The 18,392-nt window shown below is 46.2% G+C and carries 13 protein-coding genes; 12 read left to right on the forward strand and 1 reads right to left on the reverse strand.

Annotated elements, in window-relative coordinates; genetic code table 11:
* The first annotated feature begins 34 nt into the window (after positions 1-34).
* From BN3261_RS17650 to ybaK, 6 genes are all read left to right on the forward strand, one after another.
* On the forward strand, positions 35-655 hold the full coding sequence (locus BN3261_RS17650; protein ID WP_173740492.1) for a hypothetical protein: 621 nt from the start codon (positions 35-37) through the stop codon (positions 653-655).
* Between the two features lie 194 nt (positions 656-849).
* Positions 850-1,446 (forward strand): zinc dependent phospholipase C family protein, encoded by a 597-nt coding sequence (locus tag BN3261_RS04910; RefSeq protein WP_022426477.1) that lies wholly within the window; start codon positions 850-852, stop codon positions 1,444-1,446.
* A gap of 263 nt (positions 1,447-1,709) precedes the next feature.
* Positions 1,710-3,722 carry a C40 family peptidase gene (locus BN3261_RS04915; protein WP_059085597.1) on the forward strand — a complete coding sequence of 671 codons (2,013 nt, stop codon included), beginning with the start codon at positions 1,710-1,712 and terminating at the stop codon, positions 3,720-3,722.
* A gap of 85 nt (positions 3,723-3,807) precedes the next feature.
* Positions 3,808-5,016: a transglutaminase domain-containing protein gene (locus tag BN3261_RS04920; protein ID WP_021650408.1), complete on the forward strand. Its 1,209-nt coding sequence runs from the start codon at positions 3,808-3,810 to the stop codon at positions 5,014-5,016.
* A gap of 49 nt (positions 5,017-5,065) precedes the next feature.
* Entirely contained in the window at positions 5,066-6,325 is a 1,260-nt protein-coding gene (locus BN3261_RS04925; protein WP_059085598.1) for a DUF4203 domain-containing protein, read from the forward strand.
* A 23-nt stretch (positions 6,326-6,348) separates the two neighbouring features.
* Positions 6,349-6,828, forward strand: coding sequence for a Cys-tRNA(Pro) deacylase (gene ybaK / locus BN3261_RS04930; protein ID WP_022426473.1), 480 nt, complete (start codon positions 6,349-6,351; stop codon positions 6,826-6,828).
* Between the two features lie 85 nt (positions 6,829-6,913).
* On the opposite strand, the gene BN3261_RS04935 is transcribed toward ybaK, so the two are convergent.
* Positions 6,914-8,554, reverse strand: a complete 1,641-nt coding sequence (locus BN3261_RS04935) for an ABC-F family ATP-binding cassette domain-containing protein (RefSeq protein WP_015524746.1) — start codon at positions 8,552-8,554, stop codon at positions 6,914-6,916.
* Between the two features lie 341 nt (positions 8,555-8,895).
* Between BN3261_RS04935 and BN3261_RS04940 the strand changes: the two genes are divergently transcribed.
* The 6 genes from BN3261_RS04940 to cobT all read left to right on the forward strand — a co-directional run bounded on the left by BN3261_RS04940 (position 8,896) and on the right by cobT (position 18,392).
* Positions 8,896-9,309 (forward strand): RrF2 family transcriptional regulator, encoded by a 414-nt coding sequence (locus tag BN3261_RS04940; RefSeq protein WP_015524747.1) that lies wholly within the window; start codon positions 8,896-8,898, stop codon positions 9,307-9,309.
* A gap of 244 nt (positions 9,310-9,553) precedes the next feature.
* Complete coding sequence (gene nifJ / locus BN3261_RS04945) at positions 9,554-13,099, forward strand: pyruvate:ferredoxin (flavodoxin) oxidoreductase (protein ID WP_059085599.1); 3,546 nt, start codon at positions 9,554-9,556, stop codon at positions 13,097-13,099.
* Between the two features lie 113 nt (positions 13,100-13,212).
* Positions 13,213-15,987 (forward strand): YfhO family protein, encoded by a 2,775-nt coding sequence (locus BN3261_RS04950; RefSeq protein ID WP_059085600.1) that lies wholly within the window; start codon positions 13,213-13,215, stop codon positions 15,985-15,987.
* Positions 15,984-16,931, forward strand: a complete 948-nt coding sequence (locus tag BN3261_RS04955) for a glycosyltransferase family 2 protein (protein WP_015524751.1) — start codon at positions 15,984-15,986, stop codon at positions 16,929-16,931. The genes BN3261_RS04950 and BN3261_RS04955 overlap by 4 nt, the downstream gene beginning before the upstream one ends.
* Positions 16,912-17,340 (forward strand): GtrA family protein, encoded by a 429-nt coding sequence (locus BN3261_RS04960; protein WP_015524752.1) that lies wholly within the window; start codon positions 16,912-16,914, stop codon positions 17,338-17,340. Before BN3261_RS04955 ends, BN3261_RS04960 begins: the two co-directional genes overlap by 20 nt.
* Entirely contained in the window at positions 17,340-18,392 is a 1,053-nt protein-coding gene (gene cobT / locus BN3261_RS04965; protein ID WP_015524753.1) for a nicotinate-nucleotide--dimethylbenzimidazole phosphoribosyltransferase, read from the forward strand. The genes BN3261_RS04960 and cobT overlap by 1 nt, the downstream gene beginning before the upstream one ends.

Below are 18,392 nucleotides of genomic sequence, written 5' to 3' on the forward strand. Positions count from 1 at the left end.
TGTAAACAAAACAATCAAGCACTGGAGGTTCCAAATGAATTATACACAGAATGAAAAGATTGAGCAAGTAACAGATTCAACAATGGTTGTCGGAGTTGATATCGGAAGCCAGATACATTATGCAAGAGCTTTTGATAACAGAGGACGCGAACTTACAAAACGTATTTTTTCTTTTCATAACGATCTGGAAGGGTTCAATTCTTTCAGCCTTTGGGCAGAGACACTTAAGACTGAGAATAAAAAGATTGCAGTTCTGATAAGAGACCTGGTATACAGCCGTGACGGGATCATGAAGCAGCACAACATATCTGCAAACAGGATTCAGAGATGGCTTGCAATACATTTCCCGGAATATCTGGGATTATACACACGATTTGATGCAATAAGCGGCCTGGCAGTGCTTGAAAAAGCACCATTGCCAAAAGATGTGATCGCGCTTGGAGTAAATGGGATCCGAAAGATCTGGCATGATAAAAAGATGCGTGGCAGAGGAGTTACTGAAGATAGGGCAAAGACCCTGGTTGAAGCTGCGCACAACAGTGTTGGACTTGATGGAGGGATTGGAACAAAAAGTGAATTATATATGCTGCTTGGTTTCCAGCACGGTTTATCTTTACGGAGAACCGAAGACAAGTACCGTCTGGGCATCTATTGATCTGAAGCAGCGGCAGCTTTTTGATCTGGATTAAAATTTACATAATCTTTATTTGATTATTTGAAAAAACAGTGCTATAGTAAAGTTGGTTCCGGTAAACGGATGATTTATGGATCCCAGAAGAGGACCGGGCGGAACCAAATTACTGTTGACCGGTCAGGATCTGGATCAGGAAAGAAGGAAGAGGGAAAAAATTGCGTAAAAAATCACATATACTGTTAGGCAGATACCTGGCTGACCAGATGTCTGAGGTGTACAGTCTCCAGCAGCACAGAAAAGCGTTTTGCCTGGGTAATATCATGCCTGATCTGAAACCATCGTTTCTCACCACCAGACATGAGTTTTTCGGAACATTCGATCACCTCCAGAATAAGATGAGGGCGCTTGTCGAGAAGAACCCGGAGGAAGAGAATGCCAGAGTATACTGGAGAAGATTCGGTGAGGTCATGCATTATATGGCTGATTATTTTACTTTTCCTCATAACAAAACATACAAAGGAAATCTTGCAGCACATAATTCTTATGAAGCTGAGCTGAAAAACCGCCTGAGAGAATGCATCCTCAGCGGCGCAGCAGACAGCCAGCTGGAAGAAGCGAAGCAGTTTGAAAGCTTTGAGGAACTTGTGGAATATATCCGTGAGCGTCATGCATATTATCTGGAAAGCCCGCGGTGCATTGCCGATGACATCCGTTTTATCCTTCGGGTGTGCTATCAGGTTGTACAGGGAATTTTTCAGCTCTGTGTCAGAAAACAGTTTCATATGGGCGGACAGCCGGCAGTGACTGTCTGACAGTATATAAAAAGCCGCAGTGTGTGAGAGCACTGTGGCTTTTTTACGTTATGGTAAACTCTAAAAAATCTTACAAAAATGTGAATAAAAAGTGAAAAATAGATGAATTGAAGGAGATATCCTACCAGAACAGTTGATTTCACGATTTTCGTATGCTAAAATAAATTGAATTAAACTTTAAGTTATCAAACGGTTTAAGGCAGACCTTTATTATAGGGGAAGTAAAGGGATGTTCAAGGAAAGAAGGGAGCATCTTAATAAATATGAAGAACAAGTACCTGAATAAGTTTTTTTGCATCACGATGTTATCAGCTATGGTACTGGCAATTCCAACCGGAGTAAAAGCCGCCGAGGAAGCAGATAATGTTGTTGCTGAGGAAGGTGTTTCAGGAGACGGGAGTGAGGTAAGTGAACCGGAACCAGAAGTTCCGGCAGAACCGGAGCCGACAGCTGCACCGGAACCGGAAATAACTGCTGCACCTGACCCGGAACCAACTACAGCGCCGGAGCCAACAGATACACCGACACCTGCGCCGACGGAAACACCGGAGCCAACTGCAACACCTGCGCCGACGGGAACACCGGAGCCGACAGCGACACCTGCACCAACGGCAACACCGGAACCGACAGCGACACCTGCACCAACGGCAACGCCGGAGCCAACCGCAACACCTGCACCGACGGAAACACCGGCCAGGGATGACTCTGCAAAGGTACAAGCGGTGATCCGGAAGATCAAAGCACTGGCAGGCAGAACGATCACAGCAGCAGATAAAGCGGAGATAGATAGCGTACGTGCAGCTTATGAGGCACTGTCTAATACAGAAAAGGCCAAGGTTACGAATTATAAGATCCTGACTGAGGCAGAAGCCAAGCTTGCAGCTGTCGACAAGAACGACAGTGATAACAAAAAAGGCAACAAAAAAGATGATAGCAGCACGGAAGATAACAAGAATACAGAGATCACAGATGGAAATAACGCCACAGCAACACAGATCGGAGATCCTGTTTATGTGACAAATATGGTATCCAATCTCCATGCGGGCAAGGATTTTTATCTGGATAGTCTTAAGAGCAATTATCATCTGTCCTTCTCTGATGATTTTGCTTCTGTAATGGAAGAGATCGAAAGAGAATATAAAGAGAAGAACAAGCTTACCGATACGGAGAATACACTTCTGGTAAGAAACTGGCAGGATATCCTTGCTGTTTATATTTACGAAAAGAGCAAAGCAGGAGCAACGTCATTTACATTGGATGCATCCTGCAAGGATGATCTGGCAAGGATCTTTGCGGAGATGAACCCCATCGTCAGGGACAAGCAGGATATTACCAAGATATCCTACGGAAATCGTAAGATCAACTACTACATCAAGAAGAACAATATTGCAAAGGAAGACAGAAGCGTCCTTAAGAAATATGTGGAAACAGACTGTAAGCTTCTCTGTGCGGTAGTTACCGCATCCAAAGGCTTTGTCCGTGAAAGCGTGGGAGACAATGTTTCTGAGGATCGTGTAGATGTTATCACCGCAGCGTATTCACTGGTTGGCAAGGTCGGATATTTCTGGGGCGGCAAATCTACGGTGATTGGAGAAGATCCAAGCTGGGGCTCCGTTGAGAAGGTATCAGCAGACGGTAGCAGAAGCTCCGGTACGCTCCGTGCATATGGTCTGGACTGCAGCGGCTTTGTTACCTGGGCAGTGATCAATGGATATAAGGATCAGGGAATGCAGGCAGCAGTTGGAGACGGAACCTCTGACCAGTGGGAGAAGGCCGGTGTTGTCAGCGAAGCAGATGCACAGCCAGGAGATCTGGTATTCCAGAGAGGACCGGAAGCAGGAAGCAACAACCACGTTGGTATCCTGTGCGGAAAGACGGATTCCGGCGACTGGATCGCAGTACATTGTTCCTCAAGCAAGAATGGTGTAACGGTTGGTGAGGCATACAGTGCAAGCTTCCGTTATATCAGAAAGCCATCCTTCTATCAGGATACAACAGCGGAGGAAAATAAGACCACAGCTACAGAGAATGATGTTCTGACAGAGGAGAGTGCAGAAAAGCTCCTCACGGATGTGGTTAGATCTGATGCACTGAAGGATGCACTGGCATCCGGTGATACTGTTTCCAGTGACCTTCTTGCAGATTTTAAGAATAAGGCTTTGCAGGAGGATGAGGAAGAAGATGAAGTTGAGACGCTGACTCTGGATCAGGAGACCATGGACGATGCAGTGGATACATTTGATGATGATGTAGAAACACTGGAAATGGAAAACTAAGGGACAGCGATTGAAGATAAGGGCAGTCTCCCACGGGAGGCTGCCCTTTCTTACAATCGCTGCTTCAGACATAGGACATGATATTATGAAAAAAAGAAATTTCTGCCCCATGGCAGCCGCAGTGCTTACAGCTGCAGTGATCCTTCAGCCCTTTAGCACTTCGGCAGGGGCACTGGGTCAGATCCGCTCCATAGCAAAGAGCATTATTTCAGGCGAACCAAAGGAAGTAGAGGAATTGCGTCAGATGGAGGTTGCCCAGAGCGAAGAAGGGCATCAGGAATATTATTTCAAACAGCTTACGGAAGAAGAGCAGAGAGTATATCGGGAGCTGCTGAAAGGAATCCGTGCCCGGGAAAAGGAGTTTTATCTGACGATCTCCGATGATGACAGTATTGACAGAAGCTATCATGCAGTATTGAAAGACCACCCGGAGATATTCTGGGTCCACAATCGTGAAAAAATCTACAAAACTACGTATTCAGACAGTGATTACTGCGTTTTTACTCCGGGCTATACTTATACAGACAGCGAGATCGATGAGATACAGACGGCCATGGAGCAGAGCTTTCAGGAGGTCAGAGCCCTGATCCCGGAGGATGCCGGTGACTACGAGAAGGTACGCATTGTTTATACGTATGTTATTGACCATACCCAGTATCAGACCGGGGAGGATGATCAGAGCATAGCAGGTGTTTTCTGGAAAAAATCCGCAGTCTGTGCCGGATATGCAGGAGCTGTCCAGTATCTTCTGGAAAGGCTGGATATTCCCTGTATTTATGTGGACGGAAGCACAAAAGGAAGTACAGAGGGTCATGCATGGGATATTGTAAAAATAGGCCAGGAGTATTATTATGTAGATGCTACCAATGGGGATCAGCCGGATTTTTTAAATGGAGATGCCGCACAGCTGGAAGAACATAAGACGATCATTTACGATTATCTCTGCCCTTTCCCGGAAGAATATGAAAAAACCTATACACCATCGGAAGAACTGACAGTTCCGGCATGTACTGCGAAGGATCTGGATTTTTATGTGCTGAACCAGGGGTACTTTGAAGATTACAGCTGGCAGGACATATATGATTATTGTAAGATGAGACTGGATAATGGTGCGGCTGTAGTGCGTTTCAAGTTTGGCAGTCAGGAAGCTTTTTCCGAAGCCTGTCAGGAACTGCTGGATGATGGCGTGGTACAGAATGTGGCACAGTATTATATGAAACTTCACGGACTTGGTCAGGTGGAGTATCATTATGGAGTGATGGATAATTTTTATACCATATATTTTATTTTCTGAAACATCTTCGGGAAGATTTCCGGAGGTTTTGGAAAGAGAGGAGTAAGTTATGAATATGGATATGTTGTCAAGAGGATTTGACATACTGCAGAGAGCAGGAGGTATGGAACAGATCAGCCAGCTGATGGTGATCGTATATGGAGTGCTCTGCGTTTTCGGGCTTTTGAACTGTATCCTGGGATATCGTATCCTCCGGTTCTGGATGATGATCTTTGGATTTATCATCGGAGCAGGCGCCGGCTTTGGTGTAACCTATATGTCCGGTGTTCAGGATAAAATGGTGATCGCAGGTGCCATGGCGGGACTGGGGATCGTACTGGCTGTTGTTTCGTTTCTGATCTACAGGGCAGGAATCTTTGTACTGGGATTTGGTATCGGAATAACATTGAGTATCTATCTGGTCCATCCGACCAGTTCTTTTTCTTTTTTCCTGTGCATCCTTATCGGCGTGGGACTGGGAGTACTTGCTATGCGTTATGCGAAAGGAGTGATCATTGTCGGAACCAGTATACTGGGTGGTGTTCTGGCAGGATTATCCATTGCAAAGATCGCAGGGCTGGCGCAGTTTCCATATGGCGTCGGTATGGCAGCGGGAATTGCGATCCTTGGTATGCTGATCCAGTTCGCCATCAACAAAGACCGATACGATGAGGAAGATGACGAAGAAGAGGATGACGACGATGGAACTCTGCCGGAGGAGACCAGGAAGCCGGCAGGAAGGGACCGTAGAGGAAACAGTCGTGAATACACCTCTGACCGTAACAGGGACGATCACAGATATACATACGAAAACCGGGCAAACGATGACCGGGAAAGCCGGGGTGAAAGACGTTCCCGCAGACCATCTGACAGAGAAGGACGCAACTCTGACAGACGAGAAAGAAATTATGCAGACAGCCGAAAAAGATCCGGAAGCGAAAGAAACAGCAAAGGCAGTTCCACTGAAAGAAGAAGCACTTCCGGAACCTCCGGCAGAAACAGAACCTCCGACAGAAATTATGCTTCGGATGACAGAAGAGGCCGCAGATACAGCCAGAGCAGCAGCACCAGGGAACGAAGGAATGCAGGAACGGGAAGCAGATCCCGCTATGCAGATCCGGAGGATCATGAAGACTATGATCGTTTTGATGAGTCGGAAAACAGGGACAGCTATGAAGATTTTGAAAAACTGCAGCAGAAAAGACGCCGGATGGATATTGAAAATATGGCGGATTTTGATGAGCAGGAAGAATATGGAAATTACAGGAATGACCCGGATCTGATGAATGATGAGGATCTGGATGAGCTTGATGAGTGGAAAGACAACTGAGAAAAATCCGAGGAGTGACAGAAATGGGAAAAGAAGCCAAAACAAACGCGATGAGAATGCTGGATCGAAAAAAAGTAAAATATGAAGCAATCGCATATGACTGTGGAGAGTTCATAGATGGGATCCACTGTGCAGACATCACAGGAGCCCCTCATGATCAGTCCTTTAAGACCCTGGTCATGGAAGGGAAAAGCGGCGGCTACTATGTGTTTGTAGTTCCGATCGAGAAAGAGGTGGACCGTAAGGCAGCCGCAAAGTCTGTAGGCGAAAAAACAGTAGATATGATCCATGTAAAGGATCTTACAAAGATCACGGGCTATATCCGCGGAGGCTGCAGCCCTCTTGGAATGAAAAAAAATTATCCGGTGGTGTTTGACCAGTCTGCCGAAAACTTTGATGAGATCTATGTAAGTGGTGGAAGAGTAGGCCTTACCCTGAAGGTACCGCTTAAAGATCTTCTGGATGTAACACAGGGCAAGCTTGCTCCGATCACCATGGAGTAAGCGCATATAAAACAGATAAAAAAACTCCCCTGACTGCCTGTAAAGGCGGAAGCAGGGGAGATTTTTTGTTACAGAAGCATGGGATTTAGTTATCCTGTGCGTCCTCTTCGTTAACCTGGAATACGTGACGCTTCTTGGCCATTTCGTCGCTGGCAAGATACTCGTCGTAAGTGGTGATCTTGTCTACCAGCTTGCCGTTAGGAAGGATCTCCATGATGCGGTTTGCAGTTGTCTGTACAAACTGGTGATCGTGTGAGGTGAAAAGGATCACTCCCGGGAATTTGATCAGTCCGTTGTTCAGTGCTGTGATAGACTCCATATCCAGATGGTTGGTTGGCTCATCCAGGATCAGGATATTGGCACCGGAGATCATCATCTTGGAAAGAAGACAGCGAACTTTTTCACCACCGGAAAGAACACGGACACGTTTTACACCATCCTCACCAGGGAAAAGCATACGGCCAAGGAATCCACGGACGTAGGTTGCGTCCTTGATCTCGGAGTACTGTGTCAGCCAGTCGGTGATAGTAAGGTCGTTATCGAATTCCTGTGTGTTATCCTTCGGGAAATATGCCTGGGAAGTGGTAACGCCCCATTTGTAATTTCCTTCATCCGGCTCCATTTCACCTGTAAGGATCTTGAAGAAGGTTGTGATGGCCTGCTCGTTGGCGCCCACAAAGGCAACCTTATCTTCACGACCAAGAGTGAAGGAAATGTCGTCCAGAACCTTTACTCCATCAATGGTCTTGGACAGATTTTCCACCATGAGGACCTCGTTTCCGATCTCACGGTTCGGGCGGAAGTCGATGTATGGATATTTACGGCTGGAAGGACGCATGTCATCCAGCTGGATCTTTTCCAGGGCACGCTTTCTGGAAGTCGCCTGCTTGGATTTGGAAGCATTGGCGCTGAAACGGGAGATGAACTCCTGGAGCTCTTTGATCTTCTCCTCTTTCTTTTTGTTGGCCTCTTTCATCTGCTTGATCAGAAGCTGGCTGGATTCAAACCAGAAGTCATAGTTTCCGGCATAAAGCTGGATCTTGCCATAATCGATATCAGCAGTATGTGTGCAGACCTTGTTCAGGAAATAACGGTCATGGGATACTACGATAACCGTATTGTCAAAATTGATCAGGAACTCCTCCAGCCATTCGATAGCAGGAAGATCCAGGTGGTTGGTCGGCTCATCAAGAAGAAGGATATCAGGATTTCCGAAAAGAGCCTGTGCAAGAAGAACCTTGACCTTCATACTACCGGTAAGGTCTGCCATCTGTGTATAGTGGAACTCAGTGTCGACTCCGAGACCGTTGAGAAGAGTAGCAGCATCGGACTCTGCTTCCCATCCGTTCATCTCTGCAAACTCACCCTCAAGCTCGCTGGCACGGATGCCATCTTCGTCTGTGAAATCTTCCTTTGCGTAAATGGCTTCTTTCTCTTTCATGATCTGATAGAGTCTTTCATTACCCATGATGACAGTATCCAGAACCGGATAAGCATCATATTTGAAGTGATCCTGCTGTAGGAAAGAAAGTCTCTGACCGGGGGTGATCACAATGTCGCCCTTGGTAGGCTCAAGCTGACCGGAAAGGATTTTGAGGAATGTAGATTTTCCTGCGCCGTTGGCGCCGATCAATCCATAACAGTTACCCTCTGTAAATTTGATGTTAACGTCTTCAAACAGCGCTTTTTTTCCAACGCGCAGTGTGATGTTATTTGCTGAAATCATATCATACCTCTTTTTTCATTAAATAAATATCGTTTCAATTACATACGAAAGCATTACAATCGTTTCCTATTGTACCGTAAACTGAAAAATTTGCAAGCTGTATTTTCCTTTTTTCGGCTAAATAAAGGAAAAACAGGGGATTACTATGAATCACAGGAAAATAATAACCTTTTATTATATAAAAAAATGGGTTATACTGTCGTATGTGGTAATGAAGTATTCCGGGGATATGGATATCCGGCTCTCTGGCACATCAGAAACACCCAGGAACGTGGCAGATCGGATGGAATGCGGAAACTATCATAAATCAGCAGCTTAGTTGAACAGAAGAGAGGTTAAAAATGTTTATCACCAGAGAAAGCGATTATGCGATGCGGGTTATCCGCGCATTGATGTGGGAGCCGCGTTTGAGCGTCAGCGAGATCTGTGAGAGGGAATCGATCACAGCACCCTTTGCATACAAGATACTGAAGAAGCTTCAGAATGCAGGGCTCGTGGAAGGATACCGCGGAGTTCATGGCGGTTACGCGCTGAAGAGAGATCCGGAAGAACTGTCATTATATGAGATATACAGTGCGATCGATCCGGATATGTCCATCATTGAGTGCCTGAACGGCACATATCAGTGTCCAAGGAACGGACAGGACGGAGTTCCCTGCCATGCACATGATGAGCTTCAGGAGATCCAGGATCAGCTGTGGACAATGCTCCGTCGGAAATCCATGAAGGATCTTTTCGGAAAAGAGGAGAAGTGATTCCCGGATGTGAGTTGGGATAAGCGTATGAGATGATAAGGAGAGCAGTTTGGAGAGGAAAAATTCCGAACAGCTCTTTTTTATTTGTGAAAAAGATAACGGCGTTTGTACAGGATAATATACAAAAAACAATGAAAGAAAATGGACATAACTGGGAATCTATGATATAATAACCAATGGAATTTTAGGCCTTCATAAGCCTAAATAATATATTTTTTAACAAACCTTTAAGGAGGAAAAAACAATGGCAAGAAAGATGAAAACCATGGATGGTAACCATGCAGCCGCTCATGCATCATATGCTTTTTCTGATGTAGCTGCTATTTACCCGATTACCCCTTCATCTGTAATGGCTGAGGCTACAGACGAGTGGGCAACTCAGGGAAGAAAGAACATCTTTGGACAGGAAGTACAGGTTACAGAGATGCAGTCTGAGGCAGGTGCAGCAGGTGCCGTTCACGGTTCTCTGGCAGCAGGTGCCCTGACTACAACTTACACAGCTTCCCAGGGTCTTCTGCTTATGATCCCGAACCTTTACAAGATCGCTGGTGAGCAGCTTCCGGGAGTTATCAACGTATCTGCCCGTGCACTTGCTTCCCACGCACTTTGTATTTTCGGTGACCATTCCGACGTTATGGCCTGTCGTCAGACTGGATGTGCAATGCTTTGTGAGTCTTCTGTACAGGAGGTTATGGACCTTACACCGGTTGCTCATCTTGCAGCAATCAAAGGAAAAGTTCCGTTCATCAACTTCTTCGACGGATTCCGTACATCTCATGAGATCCAGAAGATCGAGACATGGGACTATGAAGATCTGAAAGATATGGCAGATATGGACGCAATCGCAGAGTTCCGTAACCGTGCTCTGAACCCGAACCATCCATGTCAGAGAGGTTCCGCTCAGAACCCGGATATCTTCTTCCAGGCAAGAGAGGCATGTAATCCATATTATGACGCTCTTCCGGCAGTTGTTCAGGAGTACATGGACAAAGTTAACGAGAAGATCGGAACAGACTACAAACTGTTCAACTACTACGGAGCTGCTGACGCTGAGCACATCATCGTAGCTATGGGTTCCGTAAACGATACCATCGAGGAGACAATCGATTACCTTATGGCAGCTGGCAAGAAAGTCGGTGTTGTTAAAGTTCGTCTTTACAGACCATTCTGTGCACAGGCTCTTATCGATGCAATCCCGGATACAGTTAAGCAGATCTCTGTTCTTGACAGAACAAAAGAGCCAGGAGCTCTTGGCGAGCCTCTGTATCTTGATGTTGTTGCAGCTCTTCGCGACAGCAAGTTCAGCGATGTTAAGATCTTTACAGGACGTTACGGACTTGGTTCCAAAGATACAACACCTGCACAGATCGTAGCAGTATATGAGAACACTGAGAAAGAGAAATTCACAATCGGTATCGTTGATGATGTTACAAACCTTTCTCTTGAGACAGGCGCACCACTTGTTACAACACCAGAGGGAACAACAAACTGCAAGTTCTGGGGACTTGGAGCTGATGGTACTGTAGGTGCTAACAAGAACTCCATCAAGATCATCGGTGATAACACAGACATGTACGCTCAGGCTTACTTCGATTATGACTCCAAGAAGTCCGGCGGTGTTACAATGTCTCACCTTCGTTTCGGTAAGAAACCGATCAAATCCACATACCTGATCCACAAAGCAAACTTCGTTGCATGTCATAATCCGTCCTATGTTAACAAATATAACATGGTACAGGAGCTTGTTGACGGAGGTACATTCCTTCTGAACTGTGCTTGGGATATGGAAGGACTTGAGAAACATCTTCCAGGACAGGTTAAAGCTTTCATCGCTAACCACAATATCAAATTCTACACCATCGATGGTGTTAAGATTGGTATTGAGACTGGCATGGGACCAACACGTATCAACACAATTCTTCAGTCCGCATTCTTCAAACTTACAGGAATCATTCCTGAGGAGCAGGCTATCGAGCTTATGAAAGCTGCTGCTAAAGCTACTTACGGACGTAAAGGTGATGACGTTGTTAAGAAGAACTGGGCAGCTATCGATGCCGGTGCTAAACAGGTCGTAGAGGTTCAGGTTCCGGAGAGCTGGAAGAACGCTGAGGACGAGGGACTCTTCATGTCTCACGCATCCCACGGTGCTCAGGAAGCTCAGGACTTCGTAAACAACATCCAGTGCAAGATCAATGCTCAGGAAGGTAACAGCCTCCCAGTATCTGCATTCAAGGATTATGTAGATGGTACAACACCATCCGGAACAGCTGCATATGAGAAACGTGGTATCGCAGTTAACGTTCCTGTATGGGTTCCGGACAACTGTATCCAGTGTAACCGCTGTGCATACGTCTGCCCGCATGCTGCAATCCGTCCGGTTGCTATGACAGCAGATGAGACAGCTAACGCTCCAGAGGGAATCAAGACACTTCCACTTACAGGAATGAAAGACTATACATTCACAATGACTGTATCCGCTCTTGACTGTACAGGATGTGGTTCCTGCGCAAATGTCTGCCCAGGAAAGAAAGGCAACAAAGCTCTTGAGATGGCTCCGCTTGAAGCTAACACAGAAGAGCAGAAATTCTTCGATTACGGTGTAACACTTCCTCAGAAGGAAGACGTTATCGCTAAATATAAAGAGACAACTGTAAAAGGCAGCCAGTTCAAACAGCCGCTCCTTGAGTTCTCCGGCGCTTGTGCAGGTTGTGGTGAGACACCATACGCTAAGCTGATCACACAGCTCTTTGGTGACAGAATGTACATTGCAAATGCTACAGGATGTTCCTCTATCTGGGGTAACTCTTCACCATCTACACCATACACAACAAACGCTAAGGGACAGGGACCTGCATGGTCAAACTCTCTGTTCGAGGATAACGCAGAGTTCGGTTATGGTATGCTTCTTGCACAGCGTGCGATCCGTGGCGGTCTGAAAGAGAAGATCGAAGACCTTGTAGCTAACGGAACAAACGAGGATGTTAAGGCAGCTGGTCAGGAATGGCTGGATACTTATGCTGTAGGCGCAACAAATGGTGCAGCTACAGAGAAACTCGTTGCAGCTCTTGAGGCTTGCGGATGTGACAAGGCTAACGAGATCCTTGCACAGAAAGACTTCCTCTCCAAGAAATCCCAGTGGATCTTCGGTGGTGACGGATGGGCTTACGATATCGGATTCGGTGGTGTTGACCACGTTCTTGCAAGCGGACGTGACATCAACGTTATGGTATTCGATACAGAGGTTTACTCCAACACAGGCGGACAGTCTTCCAAATCTACACCGACAGGTGCGATCGCTCAGTTCGCAGCAGGCGGAAAAGAGACTAAGAAGAAAGATATGGCATCTATCGCAATGAGCTATGGCTATGTATATGTAGCACAGATTTCCATGGGTGCTGACTTCAACCAGACTGTAAAAGCAATCGCAGAGGCAGAGGCATATCCGGGACCATCCCTGATCATCGCTTACGCTCCATGTATCAACCATGGTATCAAGAAAGGTATGAGCAAAGCTCAGACAGAGGAAGAGCTGGCAGTTAAGTGCGGATACTGGCACAACTTCAGATTCAACCCGGCTGCTGAGAACAAGTTCAGCCTTGATTCCAAGACACCGGATATGGAGAACTATATGGACTTCCTGAACGGTGAGGTTCGTTACAATTCTCTGCAGCGTCAGAATCCTGAGAAAGCTGCAAGACTGTTTGCTAAGAACGAGTCTGAGGCTCAGGCTAGATATGAGTATCTGCAGAAACTTATCACTCTTTACGGAGCAGATAAGAAAGAAGACTAATTATTGATCAATAGTTACTGTTTATACAGTGTGCTTGCTGATTAAGCATTAGGTGACAGGCCTGCGGTGTTTAGCGCACCGCAGGCCTTTTTTCATATACAGGAGAGATATACATGAAGAGAATTTTTTCGAAGGAGAAATCCCGGAAAGAGAAAAAAGCAGATTTTTATATTCTGTATACGATTGTTTTTGCGGCGATCTCGCTGTTTATTTACAGTTGTTTTTATTTCAATGGAAAATCCCTGATCTGGAGTCATGACGGTGTTCCGCAGCACATCAATGCATTGGCCTATTATGGAAAATATCTGCGGAATGTTCTGCAGACGCTGGTGACGGAGCATAAGCTTTCCCTTCCTATGTGGGATATGCATATCGGATACGGTTCCGATATCCTTACAACACTTCATTATTATGCGATCGGTGATCCGCTGACCTTACTGTCCGTTTTTGTACCGGAAAAAGACACAGAGATCTTATATGAGCTTCTGATCTTTCTCCGCATTTATCTGGCGGGTATCACATTCAGCATTTACTGCTTTTACCGCAAGAATCCCAAACAGGCTACATTTCTTGGAAGCCTTGTTTATATTTTTGCAGGATGGACCATTTATGCGTCCATGAAGCATCCATATTTTTCCAATCCCATGATCTATCTGCCGCTGGTCCTTATGGGAATTGAAAAGATTTACAAAAAAGAAAAGCCATACCTTTTTATCTGTGCGACGGCTGTAGCGGCAATGTCTAATTTTTATTTCTTTTATATGATCAGTATCTTTATGGTGCTGTATGCAGCTTTCCGGTATTTTGGAATATTCCGTAAGCGTTCAGTAAAAGATGTATTTCAGTGGTTCCTGAAATTTGCTGGCTTTTATCTGGTCGCACTTATGATCGCTGCACTGATCTTTTTACCTGTGGTCATGACTCTGTTTGGAACAGAGCGCTTTCAGGCGCAGAATTATGTGCCGCTGTTATATGACCGCATTTACTACGAAAAATATCTCGGCTGCCTGATCGGCGAAAATATGATCCAGTGGGGAGTTGCTGGATATTCCGCAGTTGCAATGGCAGGCGTGTTTGTGATCTTTTCCAAAAAGAAAAAATATACGGGACTGAAGCTGGGCTTTGTGCTTCTGAATCTGTTTTTGCTGATCCCCTTTGCAGGTCATGTACTGAATGGATTTTCATACGTGTCCAACCGATGGATCTGGGCGTATGGAATGCTGATCGCATATATCTTGGTACAGGCATATCCGGAACTGTTTACGCTGGGCATCAGGGAAAAACGACGGATATTTGTGATGCTGCTGATATATGGCGTGCTGGCACTGTTTTCAGAATCCGCTCGTACGGAACGCAATATCATGGCACTGATGATGCTGGTCCTGGTTGTGTTTACAGTGGTTTCCTACGGAAACGTATTTACACAGGGAAAATATCTCTGTGGAATGATCGTGGCCGTGCTTGTGACAAGCATCCTTCTGAATGTTTCATACCAGTATTCTTACGAAAAAGATTATCTGTCAGAATTTGAGGAAAAGGATCAGGCGCTGGAGAAGCTTCAGTCCGGACCGGACAAAGCGATCCGGTCAATGGACGATTCAGCGGTTACCAGATATGACCAGTACAAAACGGGCTCTTATGTAAACACTGCCATGTATATGGGAACCAACAGTACTTCCTATTATTTCAGTGTGGCCAATGGAAATATCAGCCGTTTCTTTGATGAGATGTATCTGAATACCCCCTGGGATTATCATTACAGCAGCCTAGACGGACGGAGTATCCTAGATCGTCTTGCCTCGGTGAAATATTTTGCCATCAAAAAAAGCGGATATGGGTATCTGCCATACGGCTATGACAGTGAAGCAGCAGTCACAAAAAAATACAGGATCTACGAAGACGAGGATTCCCTTCCTCTTGGTTATACCTATGATTCCTGGATCCCCAGAGAAAAGTATGAAAAGCTTTCCGTGACCGAAAAGCAGCAGGCACTCCTGCAGGGGGCAGTTCTGGAGGACAGCAGTCTTTCTGAGACAGACCTCATCTTTGACGATAAGAAAGCAGATTTTACACTGGAAGCAGGAAAAGGCTGTAAGATCAAAGACGGAAAGATCATTGTGGCCAAAGAAGGAGCAACCGTACAGATCGGATATCAGGGAGAGCCGGAGGCAGAGGTTTATCTTGTGGCAAAAAATCTGGATTTTAATGCCTATTCTCCACGTGCAGTGGTCAGTGATAAAAAATGGGATTCCATGACAGAATATGAGAAGAATACCGTGCGTTATGAAGACAATAACTGGCGCTACTGGAAAGAAAGCAAGGAATCAGCAGTGGATGTTTCGCTGGGCTCCGTGGACAAGACTATCCGGATCTTTACAGATAAATACAACGGCTACAGCGGAAGACATAATTTTCTTCTGAATATGGGATATAAAAACTATTCTGCAGGAACTATGACACTGACATTCTCCATGCCGGGAGAATATACCTTTGATGATCTGTATGTGGCATGTCAGCCCATGGCTTCTGTTGAAGAACAGACAGAGGAGCTTGGAAAAGAAAGTCTTCAGAATATCAAAACGGAGACAAATTGCATTCGTGGAGATATCACAACCACTTCCGATAAGATCCTGGTATTTTCCATTCCATACAGCGCAGGCTTTACCGCCTATGTAGATGGAGAAAAAACAGAACTTGTGCAGGCAAACAGTATGTATATGGGACTGGAATTAAAAAAAGGCAGGCATACGATCGCACTCAGATATTGTACACCGTATATTGTGCCCGGAATGATACTGACGGTGCTTGGCCTGATCCTGTTTGCCGGGATCGTAATATCTTACCGGCGCCAGGGAAAACAAAAAGAAAGGGGAAAACAGGAGAAATGAGCCGATTATCGGTAGTTTTGCCTGCCTGTAACGAGGAACCGATGGTGGAGAAAACCTGCCGGACTCTCAGAGAGCTCCTGGGGCAGGCCGGGATCCGTTATGAACTGGTCCTGGTAGATGACGGTTCCTCTGACGGGACCTGGGCAGCCATAGAAAAAGTATCCAGGGAAGATAAAAATGTGACAGGTGTGCATTTTTCCAGAAATTTCGGAAAAGAAGCAGCAATCGTGGCCGGCCTTGCACAGGCATGCGGAGATGCGGTGGCAGTGATGGACTGTGACCTGCAGCATCCGCCGGAAATCCTCTTGGAAATGTACCGGCTCTGGAAGCAGGGCTACGAGGTTGTGGAGGGCATCAAGAAAAACCGGGGAAAAGAAACTCTTTTTCACAGAAAAAGTGCCGGATTTTTCTATCGGATCATGTCCCGTGCCACCGGCTTTGATATGGAAAACGCTTCCGACTTCAAGCTGCTGGACAGGAAAGCGGTGGAGAGTGTTCTCGCCATGCCTGAGCGCAGCATGTTTTTCCGGGCGGCATCATCCTGGATAGGCTTCAAAAGCATCTCCGTACCTTTTGAGGTGCAGGAGCGTGAGGCCGGAGAATCCAAATGGTCTGCAGGAACGCTGATCAGCTATGCGTTTCGGAATATCGTGGCATTTACAACACTTCCGCTGCAGTTTGTAACAGCCGGTGCTGTGGGTTGCTTTGGGTGCTCCCTGCTCCTTCTGGTCTATTCTCTGGTCCGGTATTTTTCCGGGCATGCGGTGGAAGGCTATACCACACTTCTGATCGTGATGCTCTTTATCGGAAGTGCTGTGATGATGAGCCTTGGGATCATCGGATATTATATCGCCAGGATCTATGAGGAAGTAAAACGTCGTCCAAGATATATCGTATCAAAGATCATACGAGGAGGAGATACCAATGAAAAAGTGGATCCTTAAATTCTATGAAAATGATGTGATCCGTTATATTTTCTGGGGTGGTTGTACGACTCTCGTAAATCTGTTAAGCTTTTATATCATGAGGGCAATGGGAATCCCGCTGATGAGTGCCAACATCATATCGATCATCCTGGCGATCCTGTTTGCCTATGTTGTGAATTCCAGATTTGTATTTCATGACCGCTGTGAAACATGGAGGGATCATATACGGCCCTTTCTGAAATTTATAAGTGCCCGTCTGGTGACCATGGTCATTGAGGTAGGTGGCGTATGGCTTCTGGCGGAGATCCTGGGATTCCGGGATATGTTTGCAAAATTCTGCACACAATTTATCGTGCTGGCGTTGAATTATATCTTTAGTAAATTTATTATTTTTACCACAGGTAAAAGGATTGGAGGTAGCAAATGATGACTTTGGATGAGGCAGTGAAGAAAGTCCGCCCTCTGGATGAAAAGGCTATGGAGGGGGCGAGAAAGAGATGGGACAGTATTGCAAAGCCCCTGCATTCTCTGGGAGAGCTGGAGAATATGCTGACACAGATCGCCGGTATCACAGGTACACCGGAGGTACGTGTGGAGAAAAAAGCAGTGGTTGCCATGTGCGCGGATAACGGAGTTGTAGAAGAGGGTGTGACCCAGACCGGACAGGAAGTGACGGCTGTTGTGGCTGAGAATTTTCTGGAAGGGACTACTACCTGCTGTGTGATGTGCCGTCAGTGTGGAGCAGAGCTTTTTCCTGTAGATGTGGGAATGGTCACAGATACAAAGGTCCGTACAGATCTTAAGGTTGCTTATGGGACCAGAAATATGACCAGAGAGCCGGCGATGACAAGAGATCAGGCGATCCGTGGCATCGAAGCCGGAATTGCCATGGCAGAGGAGCTGAAGGAAAAAGGCTATCAGGTTCTTGCAACCGGCGAGATGGGCATTGGAAATACCACCACCAGCAGTGCGGTAGCAGCTGTGCTTCTCGGAAAACCGGTGGAAGATATGACCGGACGTGGTGCCGGATTGACCAGTGAAGGGCTTGTACGGAAGATCAATGCGATCAAAAAGGCGATCGCCCTGAATAATCCGGATCGTTCAGATGCCATTGACGTCCTGGCAAAGGTAGGTGGACTGGATATTGCAGGAATGGCAGGAGTATTCATTGGAGGAGCAGCACTTGGAATGCCGGTTGTCATGGACGGATTTATTTCCTGCGTATCTGCACTGATCGCAATAAAGATCTGCCCGCAGGTAAGTGATCATATCCTTGCGTCTCATGTATCCAAAGAGCCTGCAGCACAGCTGATCCTGAAGGAGCTTGGCAAGGAAGCGATCATCCACGCAGGCATGTGCCTGGGCGAGGGAACCGGAGCTGTGGCACTGTTTCCGATGATGGATCTGTCCTGTGCAGTATATAATTCCATGAGTACCTTTGGTGATATCAATGTAGAACAGTACGAGGAGCTGAAATAA

This window comes from Blautia massiliensis (ex Durand et al. 2017), assembly GCF_001487165.1.
GTDB lineage: Bacteria > Bacillota > Clostridia > Lachnospirales > Lachnospiraceae > Blautia_A > Blautia_A fusiformis.